General features: G+C 35.7%; 15 protein-coding genes and 1 pseudogene. 10 read left to right on the top strand and 6 right to left on the bottom strand.

Annotated features, from left to right (window positions below; genetic code table 11):
• Positions 1-95 precede the first annotated feature (95 nt).
• Positions 96-833: a tRNA pseudouridine(38-40) synthase TruA gene (gene truA / locus PLX19_RS12510; protein ID WP_272188960.1), complete on the top strand. Its 738-nt coding sequence runs from the start codon at positions 96-98 to the stop codon at positions 831-833.
• Between the two features lie 149 nt (positions 834-982).
• Here the strand turns inward: truA and PLX19_RS12515 are convergent, their stop codons facing one another.
• Positions 983-1,402: a GNAT family N-acetyltransferase gene (locus PLX19_RS12515; protein ID WP_272188961.1), complete on the bottom strand. Its 420-nt coding sequence runs from the start codon at positions 1,400-1,402 to the stop codon at positions 983-985.
• A gap of 444 nt (positions 1,403-1,846) precedes the next feature.
• A complete protein-coding gene (locus PLX19_RS12520) occupies positions 1,847-3,262 on the bottom strand; it encodes a sigma-54 interaction domain-containing protein (protein ID WP_272188963.1) in 1,416 nt (471 codons plus the stop codon).
• Positions 3,263-3,543: 281 nt separating this feature from the next.
• On the opposite strand from PLX19_RS12520, the gene PLX19_RS12525 reads away from it, so the two are divergent.
• On the top strand, positions 3,544-3,798 hold the full coding sequence (locus PLX19_RS12525) for a hypothetical protein (RefSeq protein WP_272188964.1): 255 nt from the start codon (positions 3,544-3,546) through the stop codon (positions 3,796-3,798).
• A 233-nt stretch (positions 3,799-4,031) separates the two neighbouring features.
• Positions 4,032-5,447, top strand: a complete 1,416-nt coding sequence (locus PLX19_RS12530) for an amino acid permease (RefSeq protein WP_272188965.1) — start codon at positions 4,032-4,034, stop codon at positions 5,445-5,447.
• 61 nt (positions 5,448-5,508) lie between these two features.
• On the opposite strand, the gene PLX19_RS12535 is transcribed toward PLX19_RS12530, so the two are convergent.
• Positions 5,509-6,177 (bottom strand): helix-turn-helix domain-containing protein, encoded by a 669-nt coding sequence (locus PLX19_RS12535; RefSeq protein WP_272188966.1) that lies wholly within the window; start codon positions 6,175-6,177, stop codon positions 5,509-5,511.
• Positions 6,178-6,304: 127 nt separating this feature from the next.
• Here PLX19_RS12535 and ytaF point away from each other — a divergent pair, with 127 nt between their 5' ends.
• Together ytaF and PLX19_RS12545 are read left to right on the top strand one after the other, a co-directional pair.
• Positions 6,305-6,913, top strand: coding sequence for a sporulation membrane protein YtaF (gene ytaF / locus PLX19_RS12540; RefSeq protein WP_272188968.1), 609 nt, complete (start codon positions 6,305-6,307; stop codon positions 6,911-6,913).
• Between the two features lie 278 nt (positions 6,914-7,191).
• Positions 7,192-7,350, top strand: coding sequence for a hypothetical protein (locus tag PLX19_RS12545; protein ID WP_020061179.1), 159 nt, complete (start codon positions 7,192-7,194; stop codon positions 7,348-7,350).
• 47 nt (positions 7,351-7,397) lie between these two features.
• Here PLX19_RS12545 and PLX19_RS12550 read toward each other — a convergent pair whose 3' ends face one another.
• Both PLX19_RS12550 and glsA read right to left on the bottom strand, forming a co-directional pair.
• Complete coding sequence (locus PLX19_RS12550) at positions 7,398-7,739, bottom strand: DUF3969 family protein (RefSeq protein WP_272188970.1); 342 nt, start codon at positions 7,737-7,739, stop codon at positions 7,398-7,400.
• A gap of 156 nt (positions 7,740-7,895) precedes the next feature.
• Positions 7,896-8,825, bottom strand: coding sequence for a glutaminase A (gene glsA / locus PLX19_RS12555; RefSeq protein ID WP_272188971.1), 930 nt, complete (start codon positions 8,823-8,825; stop codon positions 7,896-7,898).
• A 457-nt stretch (positions 8,826-9,282) separates the two neighbouring features.
• Between glsA and nagE the strand changes: the two genes are divergently transcribed.
• The 3 genes from nagE to PLX19_RS12570 all read left to right on the top strand — a co-directional run bounded on the left by nagE (position 9,283) and on the right by PLX19_RS12570 (position 13,331).
• The gene (gene nagE / locus PLX19_RS12560; protein WP_272188972.1) at positions 9,283-10,782 is read left to right on the top strand and encodes an N-acetylglucosamine-specific PTS transporter subunit IIBC; all 1,500 of its coding nucleotides are present in this window, start codon (positions 9,283-9,285) and stop codon (positions 10,780-10,782) included.
• Positions 10,783-11,104: 322 nt separating this feature from the next.
• Positions 11,105-12,292 (top strand): serine hydrolase domain-containing protein, encoded by a 1,188-nt coding sequence (locus PLX19_RS12565; RefSeq protein ID WP_272188973.1) that lies wholly within the window; start codon positions 11,105-11,107, stop codon positions 12,290-12,292.
• A 220-nt stretch (positions 12,293-12,512) separates the two neighbouring features.
• Positions 12,513-13,331, top strand: coding sequence for a sugar ABC transporter ATP-binding protein (locus PLX19_RS12570; protein ID WP_272188974.1), 819 nt, complete (start codon positions 12,513-12,515; stop codon positions 13,329-13,331).
• 245 nt (positions 13,332-13,576) lie between these two features.
• Here the strand turns inward: PLX19_RS12570 and pyk are convergent.
• A pseudogene (gene pyk, locus PLX19_RS12575) lies at positions 13,577-14,986 on the bottom strand (pyruvate kinase); the annotation flags it as partial.
• A gap of 191 nt (positions 14,987-15,177) precedes the next feature.
• On the opposite strand from pyk, the gene PLX19_RS12580 reads away from it, so the two are divergent.
• Positions 15,178-15,579 (top strand): DUF2642 domain-containing protein, encoded by a 402-nt coding sequence (locus PLX19_RS12580; protein WP_272188975.1) that lies wholly within the window; start codon positions 15,178-15,180, stop codon positions 15,577-15,579.
• Positions 15,580-15,597: 18 nt separating this feature from the next.
• Positions 15,598-15,792: a hypothetical protein gene (locus PLX19_RS12585; protein WP_272188976.1), complete on the top strand. Its 195-nt coding sequence runs from the start codon at positions 15,598-15,600 to the stop codon at positions 15,790-15,792.
• The last annotated feature ends 3 nt before the right edge of the window (positions 15,793-15,795 follow it).

Genomic DNA, 15,795 nt, shown 5'->3' on the forward strand with positions numbered 1-15,795 from the left:
AGGGGAAGTTTTAAATATCCACGATAATAGCTTTAAATCATTAATATTAAGATGTGTCTTTAAAAAATATTAGGAGTTAAACCAAGGAGAAAACAATGAACAACTACAAACTAACAATCCAATATGACGGCAGCCGCTATAAAGGTTGGCAGCGTCTCGGTAATAGCGAAAATACCATTCAAGGAAAAATAGAAAGTGTACTATCTGAAATGCTAGGAAAAGAAATTGAAATCATCGGTTGCAGTAGAACAGACGCGGGTGTGCATGCTCTTAATCAAGTAGCTAACTTTAAGATTGATGAGAATTTGACGGAACATAAAGTGAAAAAGAATTTAAATCAATACTTACCAAATGATATTAGTATTACTGATGTGGAATTAGTTGCGGAGCGCTTCCATGCTCGCTACAATTCGAAAGCGAAAACGTATTTATATAAAATTTGGAATGAAGAACATATGAATCCATTCATGCGTAAGTACAGCATGCACGTTGGAAAAAAATTAAATATTGAAAGTATGAAAAAAGCAGCTCAATATTTGATTGGTTCGCATGATTTTACAGCTTTCTCTAATGCGAAGTCGAAGAAAAAATCTATGGTTCGTGAAATCTATTCATTAGATGTAACGGAAAAGGATGGATTCGTCGAAATTAGAGTAAGTGGAAACGGCTTTCTTCACAATATGGTGAGAAAGATTGTTGGAGCGTTAATAGAAGTTGGATTAGGTCAATTAGACGCTGAAGCAATGCCACAAATTTTAGAGGGAAAACAACGAAATCAAATCAACTGTCTTGCTGATGCAAGTGGATTGTATTTGGAGAAGGTTGATTTTTAAGTGGAAATAAAGGCCGTTCCTTAAATAAGTAATTCAGTTATTATGGAGAAATCCTAAATAACACACCAAAAAGCTCAGCGCAAAAAAGCTCTGAGCTCTTTAATTTTAATGTCGAATTACCCCATTACAGATTTTTCCTGGAATAACGATTATTTGGATTTAAAATAAATAATTTCGGGGTCTCCTTCATCTAGGTTTTCAACTATTCCACTCTGTACAAATCCATTTGATTCAAAAACTTGCTGCATATCATAGTTAGAACGATTCGTAGAAGAAAATATTTTCATAGTCGGTGATATATTCACCATATAATCCATTAGGTAACTTGCATATCCTTTCCGTCTCTTAGATGGTGATACTATGATTAGTGAAATAAACGCACAATCAAAGAAGTTAGTATCGTATATTAAAAATCCAACAATAGAATTTTCTTCTATTGCAACTATACAACATCCTAATTCGATGGCGTTTTGTATATAAGTTTGTCTGCTTTTATTTCCAATAACCTCGCTGTCTATTTCAACAATTTTTTCTAAATCTATTATTTGAGCTTTAACGATATCCTTCAAATTATTTCCCCCCGTTTGCTATGGTAAAATTAAAGTTCGTTCAATAATCTTGTCCGTTAATAAAATATAATTTGATCATTTCAATGAGCCATATTCCGCAAACGCCTCTGTTAGTTCAATAAAAGTAATAATGTAATTTTATCCCCATTATTCCCTCCTGAAATGTGAAAGACTAATTTTGCAACTGTGAATATAATACCATAATTTACCTGTTAATTTGTTATTTACCCTCTTGGATGATAACTAAAATAGTACCCTAAATACGGTTTGGCAATAACTATTGTCATGTTAGTAATCGAAGTGTGATTTGTGCATTTAATCCTTATATAACAACAAAAAATCGAGTATAAAACCAATACGGTTTCTGACCCGATTTTTTGTTGTTTCTTCACGTTATCTGAACTACTTATCTATAAGAATAAAAGCTTACATAAACTCCTAATATTACGTGTTGATCCCATACTTTTTTAAACGATATTGCAAATTTTGCCTACTTAATCCTAAGTATTTTGCTGCTTGTGAGATATTCCCTTTATGTTCGTTAAGGATTTGAATGATATATTCTTTTTCCATTTCTTTTATTGTGTTTTTTAAAGTTTTCGATGTGTGATTTGATTGATCTGTTTCCCACTTAGATAGGGGAGGGTGAATAGGAAATTCATTTTTTGTTAGCTCATAAAAACGGGTTGGAAGATGAGAGGTTGTAATTACATCTTCGTCTTCAATTAAGTTCATAGAGCCTTCAATGATGTGCTCTAACTCGCGTATATTCCCAGGCCAATCATGTTTATAGAAAAAGTCGATTACGCTGTTATCCACACCTTGCACTTGTAGAGCAAATTGCATGTTATATTTTTCAATAAAACGATGAAGAAGCGGTAAGATGTCTTCTTTACGCTGTCTTAAAGGCGGGAGAAATAAAGTAACGACGCTTAATCTGTAGTATAGATCTTTTCGTAAGCGATTGTGCGTGATCGCTTCAATAGGATCTTCGTTAATTGTAGCTATGATTCGAACGTCTACTTCTTTTTCTTGTGTTCCGCCGATTCTTCGGATTGTTTTATCTTGGATGGCACGCAACAATTTAGCTTGCAGTGCTGGGCTTAACGAGTTAATTTCATCTAATAATAAAGTGCCTCCTTGTGCTTCCTCAAATAAACCTGGTTTATCGATTGCTCCTGTAAACGCTCCTTTATTTGTACCGAATAATAAGCTTTCCATTAAAGTTTCAGGAATGGCAGCGCAATTTTGCGAGATAAAAGGCCTTCCAGCACGCTGGCTTTCATGATGAATACTTTGTGCAAATAGTTCTTTTCCAGTTCCTGTTTCTCCCACGATTAGTACAGAGGAAGAGGTACGTGTTACTCTTTTTGCTTCCGCAATAACCGATTGAATGGCGCTAGAATTCCCAATTATATGATTGAAGGTAAATTTCGTATGATGCCCTCGTATGGCGTTTCCTCTACTAGTTTGTTTTAATGGAGGAATCTCCTTTACTATTTCAATAGCGCCCTTGATTTTCCCGTTTTTCACGATAGGAAAGGTATCATGAATCGTTGTAATCTCTTGTCCTTTATTATTAAAATAAGTTTGTTTTATATTTTTTCTCGCTTTTCCAACTGTTAACGCCTCGATAAGAGTACTATTTTGATTTTCTTCAAATGCAAATACGTCTAAAAGATTTTTATATAGTACCTCTTTGCGATCCATCGATTCAATTTCCATCATTTTGCGATTATAGATAATCGTTTTACATTCTTCATTAATCATGTGAATCCCAATATCAATTTCATTCAGTAAAGTTTCATATAACGTATTCATTTCAACTAATTTTTTGAAATTGATTTCTTCTGTATACATGTTTCACCTTCTCCTTGTTATACCCTATGAAGACTGATTTTTCTTAATTTTAATAAAATTTTTGCGAGTATGCAAAAAAAATTTGCGTTTTTAAGGTTAAAAATATTTAAGAGAGAAGAAAGATTTTGCGTAGAATGAAGATTTTTTCAGTACAAACTCTTAATTCCAAGTCAGAAATTAGGTTGGTACATATCTTGCATAAATAATAATTGAGTTCTAGCAATTTGGAGGTGGGGTAAAAGCTTTACAAGCGTACTTAATAAGGAAGAGAGGTTTAAAAGATGAAAACAGTAGTAGAAAACGTGTACAGTCCTTGTTATGGCAGAGTTGCAAAGTTATTTATTCATGAAAGTTCCTATGTTTATGAGTGGGAGAAATTAGCTTTAATTGAAACCATGGATGAGCAGAAAGTAGAAGTTAAAGTGGGAATTAGCGGCTATGTGGAATTGCTAGAAGTAGAAGAAGGACAAGCTATCACGAGTGAAACATTATTAATAGTAGTTAGGGATGATTTATTGATCACAGGAAGTGATTAATACAGTCTTTCTAGATAATGTACCGTTTTCTAAGAGTCTTTTAAACAATTGTAGTAAATGATAAAAAATTTTCGTAGCAACTATCTATCGAGTTATCGGTGTTTCCTTGGATTGGGAGATTTTCTTTTGAAACATCTCCCTCCTATTACAAATCTATAGTAATAATGAGAATGCACTTTATTCTTTTTATATTATTTTTAAAGCGTTTACATCTTTGACTAGGGGGAATTCATATGGAAAAGCAAAACCAGGAGTTAAAGCGAGAGCTAAAAAGTCGACACATATTTATGATTGCACTTGGAGGGGTTATTGGTACAGGGCTTTTCTTAGGATCTGGCTACACAATTCATGAAGCCGGACCAGGTGGTGCACTTGTCGCGTATCTTGTTGGAGGCTTTGTTATGTATTTAACGATGCTTTGCCTTGGCGAATTAGCAGTTGCCATGCCGAATGCAGGATCTTATCAAGTGTATGCTACAAAGAATATTTCGCCTGCGGTAGGTTATGTAGTTGGGTGGATGTCATGGCTAAACTGGGCTGTTACGATAGGAATCGAGTTAATCGCAGTGAGCATTTTAATGAAGCGCTGGTTTCCGGATGTTCCATCTTGGATTTGGTGCGTCGCTTTTGCAGTCCTTCTTTTTGCCATTAATGCATTATCATCACGGAGTTTTGCAGAGGTTGAGTTTTGGTTTGCGAGTATTAAAGTCATTACGATTATTGCGTTTATTATTTTAGGCGGTGCAGCGATGTTTGGTTTTTTACATATGAAAGGAAATGAAGCAGCACCGATGCTTTCAAACTTTACGGATCACGGGGGACTGTTTCCGAATGGACTGAAAGCGATTCTAGTTACAATGATTGCCGTCAACTTCTCCTTTCAGGGAACTGAAATTGTTGGTATTGCGGCTGGAGAGAGTGAAAATCCAGAGAAAACAGTTCCGAAAGCAATTAATAACACAGTTTGGCGCATATTCGTGTTTTTTATCCTTTCGATGTTTATACTCGCTGGCTTATTCCCATGGCAACAAGCAGGATTAGTAGAAAGTCCGTTTGTAGTTGTATTTGATAAAATTGGGATTCCATATGCCGCAGACATTATGAACTTTGTTATTATTACAGCGGTGTTATCAGTAGCAAATTCTGGCTTATATGCAACTTCTCGTATGCTTTGGTCTATGTCCAGCCAAAGAATGATTAGTCCGATTTTTGGGAAGTTATCTAAAAAGGGTGTTCCAATCTATGCATTAATCGCAAGTACGATTGTTGGTTGTCTGTCATTATTATGTGGTATATATGCAGAGGATACTGTTTATTTATGGCTTCTTTCCATTGCAGGATTCGGTGCAATATTAGTTTGGGCATCGATTGCGTTATCAAACCTTCTAGGTAGAAGAATGTTTATAAAGCAAGGCGGGGATATTAAGGATTTGAAATTTAAAACGCCGTTGTATCCGTTTGTGCCGCTTCTTTCTTTCATATTAAATATGATTGTAATTGTGAGCATGGCTTTTATTCCAGATCAACGTATGGCATTGTATTGCGGCATTCCGTTTATGTTAGTTTGCTTACTGTTTTATCATTTTTCTAAGAATAAAAAAATGAAACAGGTTGAAGAAACGAATGCAAAAGAAGTTCACAGCTTATAATAAAAACAAAGGAAATCGGGGCATGTTGCTCCGATTTCCTTTGTTTTTTATGTGGAATGAGCTATTCTTCTTTCTCTGATTTGTTCTTCATCTCAAGTAATTTTTCCTTTGCTAACTCTACTGCAATTGCATCATCTAAATACCCAATGGGAAAGACGTAATCTGGAATAATATCGGTTGATAAAACGAAATAGAGCAAGGCACTTCCGAGAATTGCTCGTTCTTGAGATGTAATTGTTTCGTTGCAAAATTGATGATACATATCTGTGAGTTGATCAATGAAAGGACCTGTACTATCAAGTTGTTGCAATTTTGTTAAGAATCCTTCATGAATAAGGCGTGTGCCTTCTGTTGTTTTTGCATAGCGTTCGTAATTTTCAAGCTCTTGTTTTACACGAGTTGTTGTGTACTTGTAATCAAATAAGTTAGAGGATTGTAATGTGTTTTGAATGGCATCAATTGATGTATACATTTCAGCCTGGGGTTCAGTAGTTTGGTGAGGCTGTTTGGCATACGTTGCATCATATAAGAACTGGATAGGAATTTGGAGACATTCTGCAAATTTTTGAAGATGCTTTTTCTTCGCTTGTTGCTTTCCATTAATAATTCGTGAAATGGTGGAAGGGTCAATATTAGTGAGCGTTCCAAATTGTCGCATTGATAATGAACGCTCTTGTAACAATTCTTTTAATACGGTACCAAGTTGATGATTTATATTTTGAGTAGACATAGGTTTAAGCGCCCCTTTTTGTTTCTGAAATGTTGATATTTTATTAAAAGTATATGAAACAGACAGGCACAATTGCTCAATATTTGCATACGATGCAATAAAAATAGCAATAAAGGAGTGCGTATTGATGTATATAACAAGTTTGCTTTCCATTCTTTTTATTGGGATCGCTTCAAATTTAGATAATGCGGGTGTAGGCATTGCTTATGGAATTCGGAAGATTCATATCTCATGGTTCAACAACTTTATCATCGCTTTCTTCGGTTTTCTCTTTACACTTTTGGCAGGTTTTTTTGGGAATTGGATTTCTTTGTTTATTTCAGATGTTACAGCTAATGTGATTGGTGCTATCGTATTGGGGAGTATTGGCGTATTGGTATTATGCCAGCCGCTGCTTAGTAAAGAAGTAGATGAGAGAAAGAAAAGCAATGTGTTGATGCATATTTTACGTAATCCAGAAGCAGCCGATTTTGATGAGTCTAAAACAATTGGCTTTTCAGAAGCAATTGTACTTGGCGTTGCATTATCCATTAATAACATTGCAGGTGGCTTTGATGCAGGTGTGACAAATTTGAATTTGTGGATGACCGCTATTATTTCAGGATTTTTTAGCTTCTTATGTGTGAGGTTTTGTTCTTACATCGGTAAAAAATACTTAGCGCTGCACTTAGGGAAATGGGCAACTGTCATTGCTGGAGCTCTGCTTATTATCATTGCAGTTAAGCAGCTTTTATGAAAGATATATAAGTTAAAGAACGACATGATTCCTCTTTTTCTTTTTGGTTGGACGAGAGCGTCTGGGCGTGCATAGAAGCGGTCAGGGCCTATTTCCGCCACGTGCAATGTTTAAAATAAAAGGAAAAAGTGAGTAGCGGTTCTGTTGTATGCTGCATAGCAGCAAGTATAGAGGAAAACATTTTTCTACCATTTCCTCGGAAATACAACAAACCATTGCATATGTCGACGAACTTTTATTTATACTAACATAGACTTTAGGTAAAGGAAGGTGTTAGTATGGGACGCGGTAAATCCTTTGATCATAAGAAAAAAGGACACGATCATCAACCTCCAAAAGGTGCGTATATTCATAAAGATGTAAATGAACATACGTTAGAAGAGGAAGAATTACCAGTAAATATTGAAACGTATAAAAATAGTTTGAAAAAACATTAAAAAGCACCTAAAAAGGTGCTTTTTCTACATGTAATGGAAGCTTCATTTTACCGAATATCTTCAAATAATTGTTCCGTTTCTTCATACATTTCATAGTCACTTAGTACTTGAATACAGCGCCATTTTAACTCTTCGATATTTTGTTCTAAATCTTCCGGGATTAAATTTTGAATGTCTTCTAATTCGATGCCAAGATGGACAATTTCCAATACTTTATCATCAATACTTCGGTCCATTAACAATTCTAGTACGTCTAGATTAAATATGTATCGATAGGCTTCATCAAGGGAAACAACTTTCAATTTTAAACTTTCAACGATGCTTAATACAAAAAGAAGGATGGTCTTTTCGAGAACTGCCTGATCTTCTGTTTGAAGGATGAGTTTCATGAGCACCTCCATTTTATTCAGAATGCTTTCCGTAAGAGTAAGTTAGTTAACCATTTAGACTCCTAAATGGAAATATACTAGGCTGTACTATACTATTCGGAGGTGTATGGTGAATATGCACAATTATATTGAAAAAAGCGTCATTTCAGACGCTTTTTAGAAAATGCTCCAACCTTCTTGTTCAGAAAGTAATTCTAATATTTTCAATCCAGCAAGGCTATTTCCGTTTTCATCTAGTGCAGGACCGAAAATACCAATACCCATTTCACCTTTTACACATCCTAAAATACCGCCAGCTACACCACTTTTCGCTGGGATCCCAACGCGAATTGCAAATTCTCCAGATTCGTTGTACATACCGCATGTCACCATAAAAGTTTTACAAATTTTCGTAATGTGTTTTGGGATAATTTGCTTCTTATAGTATGGATCATAACCATCCATTGCAAAGATGAGTCCAATACGAGCTAAGTCGATACAACTTACTTCAATTGCGCATTGGCGTGTGTATAGGTCCATTAGCTCTTCGATATCCCCATCAATGATGTTGTTTTGCTTCATATAGTAACAAAGAGAACGATTTAAATAAGCCGTTTCTAATTCAGAGATGGCCACTTTAGAAGAGTAGTTAATGGAAGGATTATCTGTAATATCACGCACAAATTGAAGGATACGTTCCATTTTCTCTTCATTAGAATTTCCTGCAATCATACTTGTAATCGCTAATGCCCCAGCATTAATCATTGGATTTAATGGTTTAGATGGGCTTGTTGTCTCTAGCTTAATAATAGAATTAAAAGGATCGCCAGTTGGTTCCATGCCAACTTTAGAAAATACATATTCTTCACCACAATCTAAAAGTGCGAGTGCCAGTGTAATTACTTTTGAAATACTTTGAAGGGTAAAAAGGGTCTGGGATTTTCCAGCATGACTGTAATGGTTGTCTTTATGATAAATTGCAATCCCTAAATCATCAGGATTTGCATTTCCTAACTCAGGAATATACGTTGCAAGCTTACCTTGTTTCGTATAGGGCTGAACTTGATCTAATAATTGTTGTAAGTTGTTAGTCTCGATACACTGCATAATAAACACCCCTAGTTGTATTAGTGATTAAATTTAACTTGCCCCTACAAGTGTGGAAATAAATAATAACACGAAATTAAGGAATGATAAAATGAAACTTCTATGCATTTCCTTTTATATAAAGAAAATGCATAGAAATCCCTCTTTTTTAGGTGGTCGAGAGCATTTGGTCATGTATAGAAGTGGTCAGTTCCTTTTTTTACATGTGCGAGGTTTAAAACAAAGGGAGACAACAAAAGCAGGTCATGTTGTTTTCTGCATAGCTACGATTTAGATGCCGTAAAGTCAAAATGGATTTATATAGATTACAAAAGGAAAATAAATTTATAAAAAAAATGAGTATAATAACTACACATCTATACAACTATATGTTATTATGTTTTTGTAATAGAAAGCGTTTTCTAAAACATATTTATAATTGGTAACGATTTCATAATTTTGGATAGGGGGAATTCAGATGTTGCAGTTTTTACAACGTATTGGTAAAGCACTAATGCTTCCAATTGCGGTACTACCAGCAGCCGGTCTATTACTCCGTTTAGGGCAACCTGACGTATTTAATATTCCTGTTATGGCACAAGCCGGTGCAGCAATTTTTGATAACTTAGCACTTATTTTTGCAATTGGTGTTGCAGTTGGTTTGTCTGTTGATGGCAGCGGTGCCGCGGGTCTGGCAGGTGCGATTGGTTATCTTGTTTTGAAAAATACGACCGATACTTTAAGTAAAGGGTATTCAGCGGTAGAGTTAAACGATAAATTGAAAAGTGTTCAAGATTTAATGGGTTCTGTAGATCCATCTAAAGTAGCAGATACGTTAGGTAAGATTTCTAAGGCGGCAACGTTAGCACCAAAAATTAATATGGCCATTTTAGGTGGTATTATTGCTGGTATCGTTGCGGGATTACTATACAACAAATTCTATAAAATTAAATTACCAGAATGGTTAGGATTCTTTGCTGGTAAACGTTTCGTTCCAATTATTACATCTGTAGTGATGCTTCTGTTAGGTTTAGTGTTTGGAGAAATTTGGCCAACGATTCAAAGCGGTATCGATGCGGTAGCACATGGCATCGTTAATTTAGGAGCAATTGGTGCAGGGATTTTCGGTTTATTAAACCGCTTATTAATTCCAATAGGCTTACACCATGTAATGAACACGTACTTCTGGTTTGTATTTGGTGAATTTACAAACTCAGCAGGAGCTGTTGTAAATGGCGACATTGCTCGTTTCTTTGCAGGAGATCCAAGTGCAGGTATGTTTATGACAGGTTTCTTCCCAATCATGATGTTTGGTTTACCAGCAGCATGCTTTGCGATGATTGCAGCAGCAAAACCAGAAAAGCGTAAAGCAGTTACGGGTATGTTAATTGGTCTTGCCTTAACTTCATTTTTAACTGGTATTACAGAACCAATTGAATTCTCATTTATGTTCTTATCACCAGTATTATATGGGATTCATGCTGTATTAACAGGTCTTTCTTTATTTATAACAACAAAGCTTGGCATTCACGATGGTTTCTCATTTAGTGCGGGTGCAATTGACTACGGTATTAACTTTGGTATTGCAACAAAGCCAGTATTATTAGCAGGTGTAGGCTTAGTTTACGCAGCAATTTACTTCTTTGTATTCTATTTCTTAATTAAGAAATTAAACTTAAAAACGCCTGGTCGTGAAGATGATGATGAGTTATTAGAAGAAGGAACAATTGCAGCAGGTGAAGCCGGTTCCATCGGTGAAACTTATGTTGCAGCGTTAGGAGGAAAAGAAAATTTAGCTGTTATTGACAACTGTGCCACTCGTCTTCGCCTGCAAGTAAAAGATGCAAGCTTAATAAATGAACAAGCATTAAAACGTGCCGGTGCAAAAGGTGTTATGAAGTTAAGTGATACAAGTGTACAAGTCATCGTTGGGACAAACGTTGAGTCTGTCGCTGATGATATGAAGAAGCACGTATAAGAAATAGGAACCCCTCATTGATAAAGTGAAACTTTAATCAGTGGGGGGTTTCTTCATTCCCCACTGATTATCAGCCCTCACCAATCGGGCTTTTACGGGCAGTTTATCTTCTTTGCATCCGCTGAATTTTGAGGCGGGAGTATTACTGCCCGCAAATAGCGGGATAAAAATGAGGGGGTTTTTTCATTACAAATGTAACGACTATCTTGCATTTTTGGTGCTCTTTTTTATTTTTTAGTGCATAGCATTGGTAAAATACTGGCTGCGTGATAAAGTAAGATGTGAAATGAGCAACTATGTGAAAAGGCAGGTTTTTATTGCTATGAAATCTCACAGACCGATTGTATATATAAAACGAACGATTATTCTCAGTCTGTTGTTTGCCCTTATTTATTGGGGGTATGCGAAAATTACTTCCCATGATAAAAAAAAGGCAACTTTGCAAGCGATGAAAGAAGTAAAAAAAGAAGTAAAGAAAGAAGAAGTAAAGAAAGAAGACGTAAAGAAAGAAGTTGTAGAGAAACCAAAAGAAGAAGTGGTAGTGGAGCAACCTCCGCAAGAAATTAATAATAATGCCCAATTAGATGAGTATATGAAGAGTAAAAACTTTAGCGGCACAGCGGTTGTTGTAAAAAATGGGAAGGTTCTTTTGAACAAAGGATATGGACTTGCCAATCAAGAAAAAAATGTTGCTAATAATTCAGAGACAGCCTACTATATTGGTTCCATTACAAAAGCTTTTGTCGCAACTTCACTTATGCAATTGAAAGAACAAAATAAATTAAACATACAAGATACTGTCGCCAAATATATTCCTGATTTTCCAAGAGGCGGAGAAATTAAATTAGTGAATCTTCTTACGCATACATCAGGGATCCCAGAGTACAGTGAGGGGTCAGAGAATATTACCCATGAGGAATTAATTAGAAGAATAGGAAAGCAAAAATTGGCATTTCCGCCCGGATCACAATGGAAATACTCCGATTCTAATTATTCCGTGCTTGCGTATATTGCCGAGAAGGTAAGCGGACAATCCCTTCAAGATTATATTCAAAAGAATATCTTTGAAGTAGTTGGTATGAAACATTCTGGATTTGGTAGTAATTTTCAACAAGAAAAATATCCATCTACTGGTTATAAAATTGTCGATAATAAAATGACAACACCAGCTTTAACAAGTATGTCGCAATTATTTGGCTGTGGTGATATATATATGACTGCATATGATTTATATTTATTTGATCAAGCTTTGTTTACAGGAAAGCTGATTTCAAGTGAAAGTTATCATCAAATGTTTACGGCAGTTAAAAAGGATTATGGTTTTGGTTGGTATGTGGACCCTGGTAGTTACTCAAATCATGGTGTTATGCCAGGATGGAATTGTTTAAATAGTTTTAGTAAAGATGGAAATACGTATGTTGTGTTATTATCTAATATTCAAAATAACATTAAGTCGTTTGGCGTTGTAAGTAATGATATTTATACGATGGTACGGCATGTAGAAGGTTAGAAAGCTATCTTATGAGATAGCTTTTTTGTAGTTTTATATGGGGAATTTTGTGGGAAAATAAAGACCTAAAAACCTCTTCTTTTTAGGTAGGCGAGAGCAGGGCATGTTTTATTCTACATATCCACAATTTATAGTTTGAAAATTTTGAAATTTATACCTTTGGAAAAAACATGTGGAAATGAGATAATAAAGAAAATGTGTAAAAAACAAGGAGGTAAAAATGGGGATCCATGAGCATCATGCCCGGAATGGAAAAAGGTTATTTCTTTTTTCTATTTTTATATTTTTAATTGCTATTATAGCGTTTATCCTTGATTATGTTCGAACGCCGCATTTTCAGTGGAATAAAGATACGATGACCTTTATTAGTATGATTATAACAGCCTTTCTTTTTATGATTTATAGCTTTGTAGAAAGAGAGAGGGCAAAGAAAATTGGCACAACAATTTGTATCGAAGGGACATCGTCGCTCTTGCACCACCATCGATTCGTTGTACGAAGAGAGGCATCTTTCGTAATCACTGTTACATACTTTTCGATGGATGGAAATACAATGGCTACTTTAAAAGAAGAATATGAAACAAGCCTACAAAGACTATGGAAGATTTTTATATCGTTTTTTTTGAACGCATTGATTGAAAAACGCTTTGTTTTATATAACGAACTGGGTGAAGCGATGCTGATTGTAAAACAAAAAGCAGGCATGTCCTTTTCTTATACGTTTCATGACTTGGTAGGGAATAAGATTGGTGGATTGAAACAAATCTTAAGCGTAAAAAAGTTGAAGTGGCTCTTACTGTCTGAGCATGATGAAGAAATTGGTGAAATTAATGGAGATTTGTATGCGAATATCCAAAAAGGCCAATGGAATGATGGTAGTTCTATTGAAGTAAAAGAAGATGCAATTCCAGTAGAAGCGATTGAATATTTTTCGGCTAGCGGTGGCTCGCTTGTTAATTTATCAGTGGTAGAACATGCGAAGTATGAGAAAGCTTTATATTATGCTGTGGCTGCATTATTAACTTTGAAAAATAATTAGATATGGTGGAGGCAGATGACATCGTGCATCTGCCTCTTTTACTTTACTAGCGGGCAGAGAAATATCTATTTATATATAAATTCATTTTAATTTTTCGTCATAGAAATTGCGCTAATGCAGAATACAACATGATCTGCTCTTGCAAAACATTGCATGTGGCAGGGAACAGGCCCTGACCGCTTCTATGCGCGGCCAGATGCTCTCGCCCCTCTAAAAAGAAGAGGATCTATCGTTTTTTATTATTTTACAACTTCAATTTTCAGCAGATTTGTTGTTCCGCGTTCGTTAACAGGGACGCCTGCTGTTACAATGATGAGATCTTGCGTAACGACAAGCTGTTGTTCTTTTGCGTTGCTTATTGCTTGTTCAATTACTTCATCTGTCGTTTGTTTCGGAGCGGTGAAAAATGGGTGTACGCCCCATACGAGTGCGAGTTGCTGCATAACAGATTGTTCAGATGTTGTTGCAAAAATTGGCGTGTGCGGACGGTATTTTGAAATCATTTGTGCTGTATGACCGCTTTTCGTTGGTGTTAAAATTGCCTTTGCTTGTAAAGAATAAGCCGCTTGGACGGCAGCAGCACCAATTGTTTCTGTTATTTGTTTGTAGTTATTATGAAGGGATTGCTTTTGGTTTTGGAATAAAGAAGATTCCTCTACTTGTAGAGCAATCTTATCCATCATTTGTACAGCTTCTACTGGATATTCACCGGCAGCTGTTTCTCCTGAAAGCATAATCGCATCTGTGCCATCAAAGATGGCGTTTGCTACATCTGATGCTTCCGCTCTTGTTGGTCTTGGATTTCTTTGCATGGAATCAAGCATTTGTGTTGCTGTAATGACTGGTTTTCCTAGCGTATTGCAAGTGTGAATCAATTGTTTTTGAATGATTGGTACATATTCTGCTGGGACTTCAATTCCCATATCACCGCGCGCAACCATAATCCCATCTGCAACTTCTACAATTTCTGCTATATTATCAATTCCTTCTTGGTTTTCGATTTTTGCGATGATACGAATATGCGAGGCGTTATGCTCTGTTAATATATTGCGTACTTCTAAAATATCCGCAGCTTTACGTACAAAAGAGACTGCGATGTAATCAACCTGTTGCTGTATGCCAAACAGAATGTCTTGTTTATCTTTTTCAGTAATACCTGGTAGGCGGATTTTTACATTTGGTACGTTTACACCTTTATGATCTTTAATGATTCCACCATGTATAACTTTCGTTTGTAATTCACCATTATCTTTGTTTGTTACTTCTAGCTCTAATAAGCCATCATCGAGTAATAGGTGTGACCCTACTTCTACATCATCATATAGTCCTTCATAAGTGACAGAAAAACGTTTAGATGTTCCGAGGACTTCTTTCATTGAAACACTAACTGTTTCCCCATCAACTAATTCAGCTTGTCCACCTTCAAATTCTCCAGTGCGAATTTTGGGTCCTTTAATATCTTGTAAGAGCGCAATGTTCTTTTTGGAGGCTGTTGCGGCTTTTCGGATTGTATCGATCCGTACTTGATGTTCTTCATGCGTTCCATGAGAGAAATTTAGCCGAGCTACATTCATTCCGGACGCTAGTAAAGAAAGCAACGTTTCGTATTGTTCACTTGCAGGTCCAATTGTACAAACAATTTTTGTTTTTCGCATATCAAATTCCTCCTACTTATAGAAGTTTCACTATATTATGTTGGCACTTGGATGTGTACTTCATGTATAGGTATGTGATTTGTTTTACAAAAAATGTGCGCTGGTTTAACACCAAAGTTGGCATTTCTGTATACATTGATAAGTGTGGATAGGTTGTCCATACAGAGAATTGTATATAGGAGGAAAGGATCATGTCTGCATTCAAAGGTTATTGGTACAAGCTTGCACGGGTTGTGCGATGTCAATTAGATAGCTTTTTTTACGAAAAATTCATGCCCGGTCTAGAAGAAATATTATTTTCACCACGGTTTGCAAGGTATATAGAAATTTATACAAAAAAAGGTGTCAAAGAATATGTTGAATCTGAGGATTTTCAAAATATCATTTGCTTTATTTTAAAAGAATGTAATGTTTCTCCATTTAAAGAAATTGCAGAACAATTGCTAGGGAAAGAAGTTGAAATTACTGTAACAGTTGGCATGTTAACAGGTGTAATTTCAGAAGTAGGAGATGATTTTTTAACATTACAAGAATCAGCTGGAAGCGTCATTTTATTACCATTTACAAGTATTCTTTCAATTCGTGAGTTATAGGGAAAGGGGAGAAAGAGAATGAAATTTATTGATGCATTACGATCTCATGTGGGACAACTTGCTCAAGTTGTACTTGTTGGTGAAATTGTGACGGGCATTATTTTATCTGTAACGGATGGAGTAGTTGTGATACGAACATCTCCATCTTATGGTCCGCCAGAAGATGTTATTGTAAGAATTCCAGTTGTTTCATATGTTCGATTGTATAGTTAGGAG

The organism is Bacillus sp. BP-3 (genome assembly GCF_028401955.1).
Taxonomy (GTDB): Bacteria; Bacillota; Bacilli; order Bacillales; family Bacillaceae_G; genus Bacillus_A.

Excerpts from the sequence above, each read along its gene's own strand:
- PLX19_RS12565 (WP_272188973.1), top strand. The coding sequence starts at position 11,105 with ATGAAATCTCACAGACCGATTGTATATATAAAACGAACGATTATTCTC.
- ytaF (WP_272188968.1), top strand. The coding sequence starts at position 6,305 with ATGTATATAACAAGTTTGCTTTCCATTCTTTTTATTGGGATCGCTTCA.
- PLX19_RS12525 (WP_272188964.1), top strand. The coding sequence starts at position 3,544 with ATGAAAACAGTAGTAGAAAACGTGTACAGTCCTTGTTATGGCAGAGTT.
- PLX19_RS12580 (WP_272188975.1), top strand. The coding sequence starts at position 15,178 with ATGTCTGCATTCAAAGGTTATTGGTACAAGCTTGCACGGGTTGTGCGA.
- PLX19_RS12530 (WP_272188965.1), top strand. The coding sequence starts at position 4,032 with ATGGAAAAGCAAAACCAGGAGTTAAAGCGAGAGCTAAAAAGTCGACAC.
- PLX19_RS12520 (WP_272188963.1), bottom strand. The coding sequence starts at position 3,262 with ATGTATACAGAAGAAATCAATTTCAAAAAATTAGTTGAAATGAATACG.
- PLX19_RS12585 (WP_272188976.1), top strand. The coding sequence starts at position 15,598 with ATGAAATTTATTGATGCATTACGATCTCATGTGGGACAACTTGCTCAA.
- nagE (WP_272188972.1), top strand. The coding sequence starts at position 9,283 with ATGTTGCAGTTTTTACAACGTATTGGTAAAGCACTAATGCTTCCAATT.
- PLX19_RS12570 (WP_272188974.1), top strand. The coding sequence starts at position 12,513 with ATGGGGATCCATGAGCATCATGCCCGGAATGGAAAAAGGTTATTTCTT.
- PLX19_RS12550 (WP_272188970.1), bottom strand. The coding sequence starts at position 7,739 with ATGAAACTCATCCTTCAAACAGAAGATCAGGCAGTTCTCGAAAAGACC.
- PLX19_RS12535 (WP_272188966.1), bottom strand. The coding sequence starts at position 6,177 with ATGTCTACTCAAAATATAAATCATCAACTTGGTACCGTATTAAAAGAA.
- truA (WP_272188960.1), top strand. The coding sequence starts at position 96 with ATGAACAACTACAAACTAACAATCCAATATGACGGCAGCCGCTATAAA.
- PLX19_RS12545 (WP_020061179.1), top strand. The coding sequence starts at position 7,192 with ATGGGACGCGGTAAATCCTTTGATCATAAGAAAAAAGGACACGATCAT.
- glsA (WP_272188971.1), bottom strand. The coding sequence starts at position 8,825 with ATGCAGTGTATCGAGACTAACAACTTACAACAATTATTAGATCAAGTT.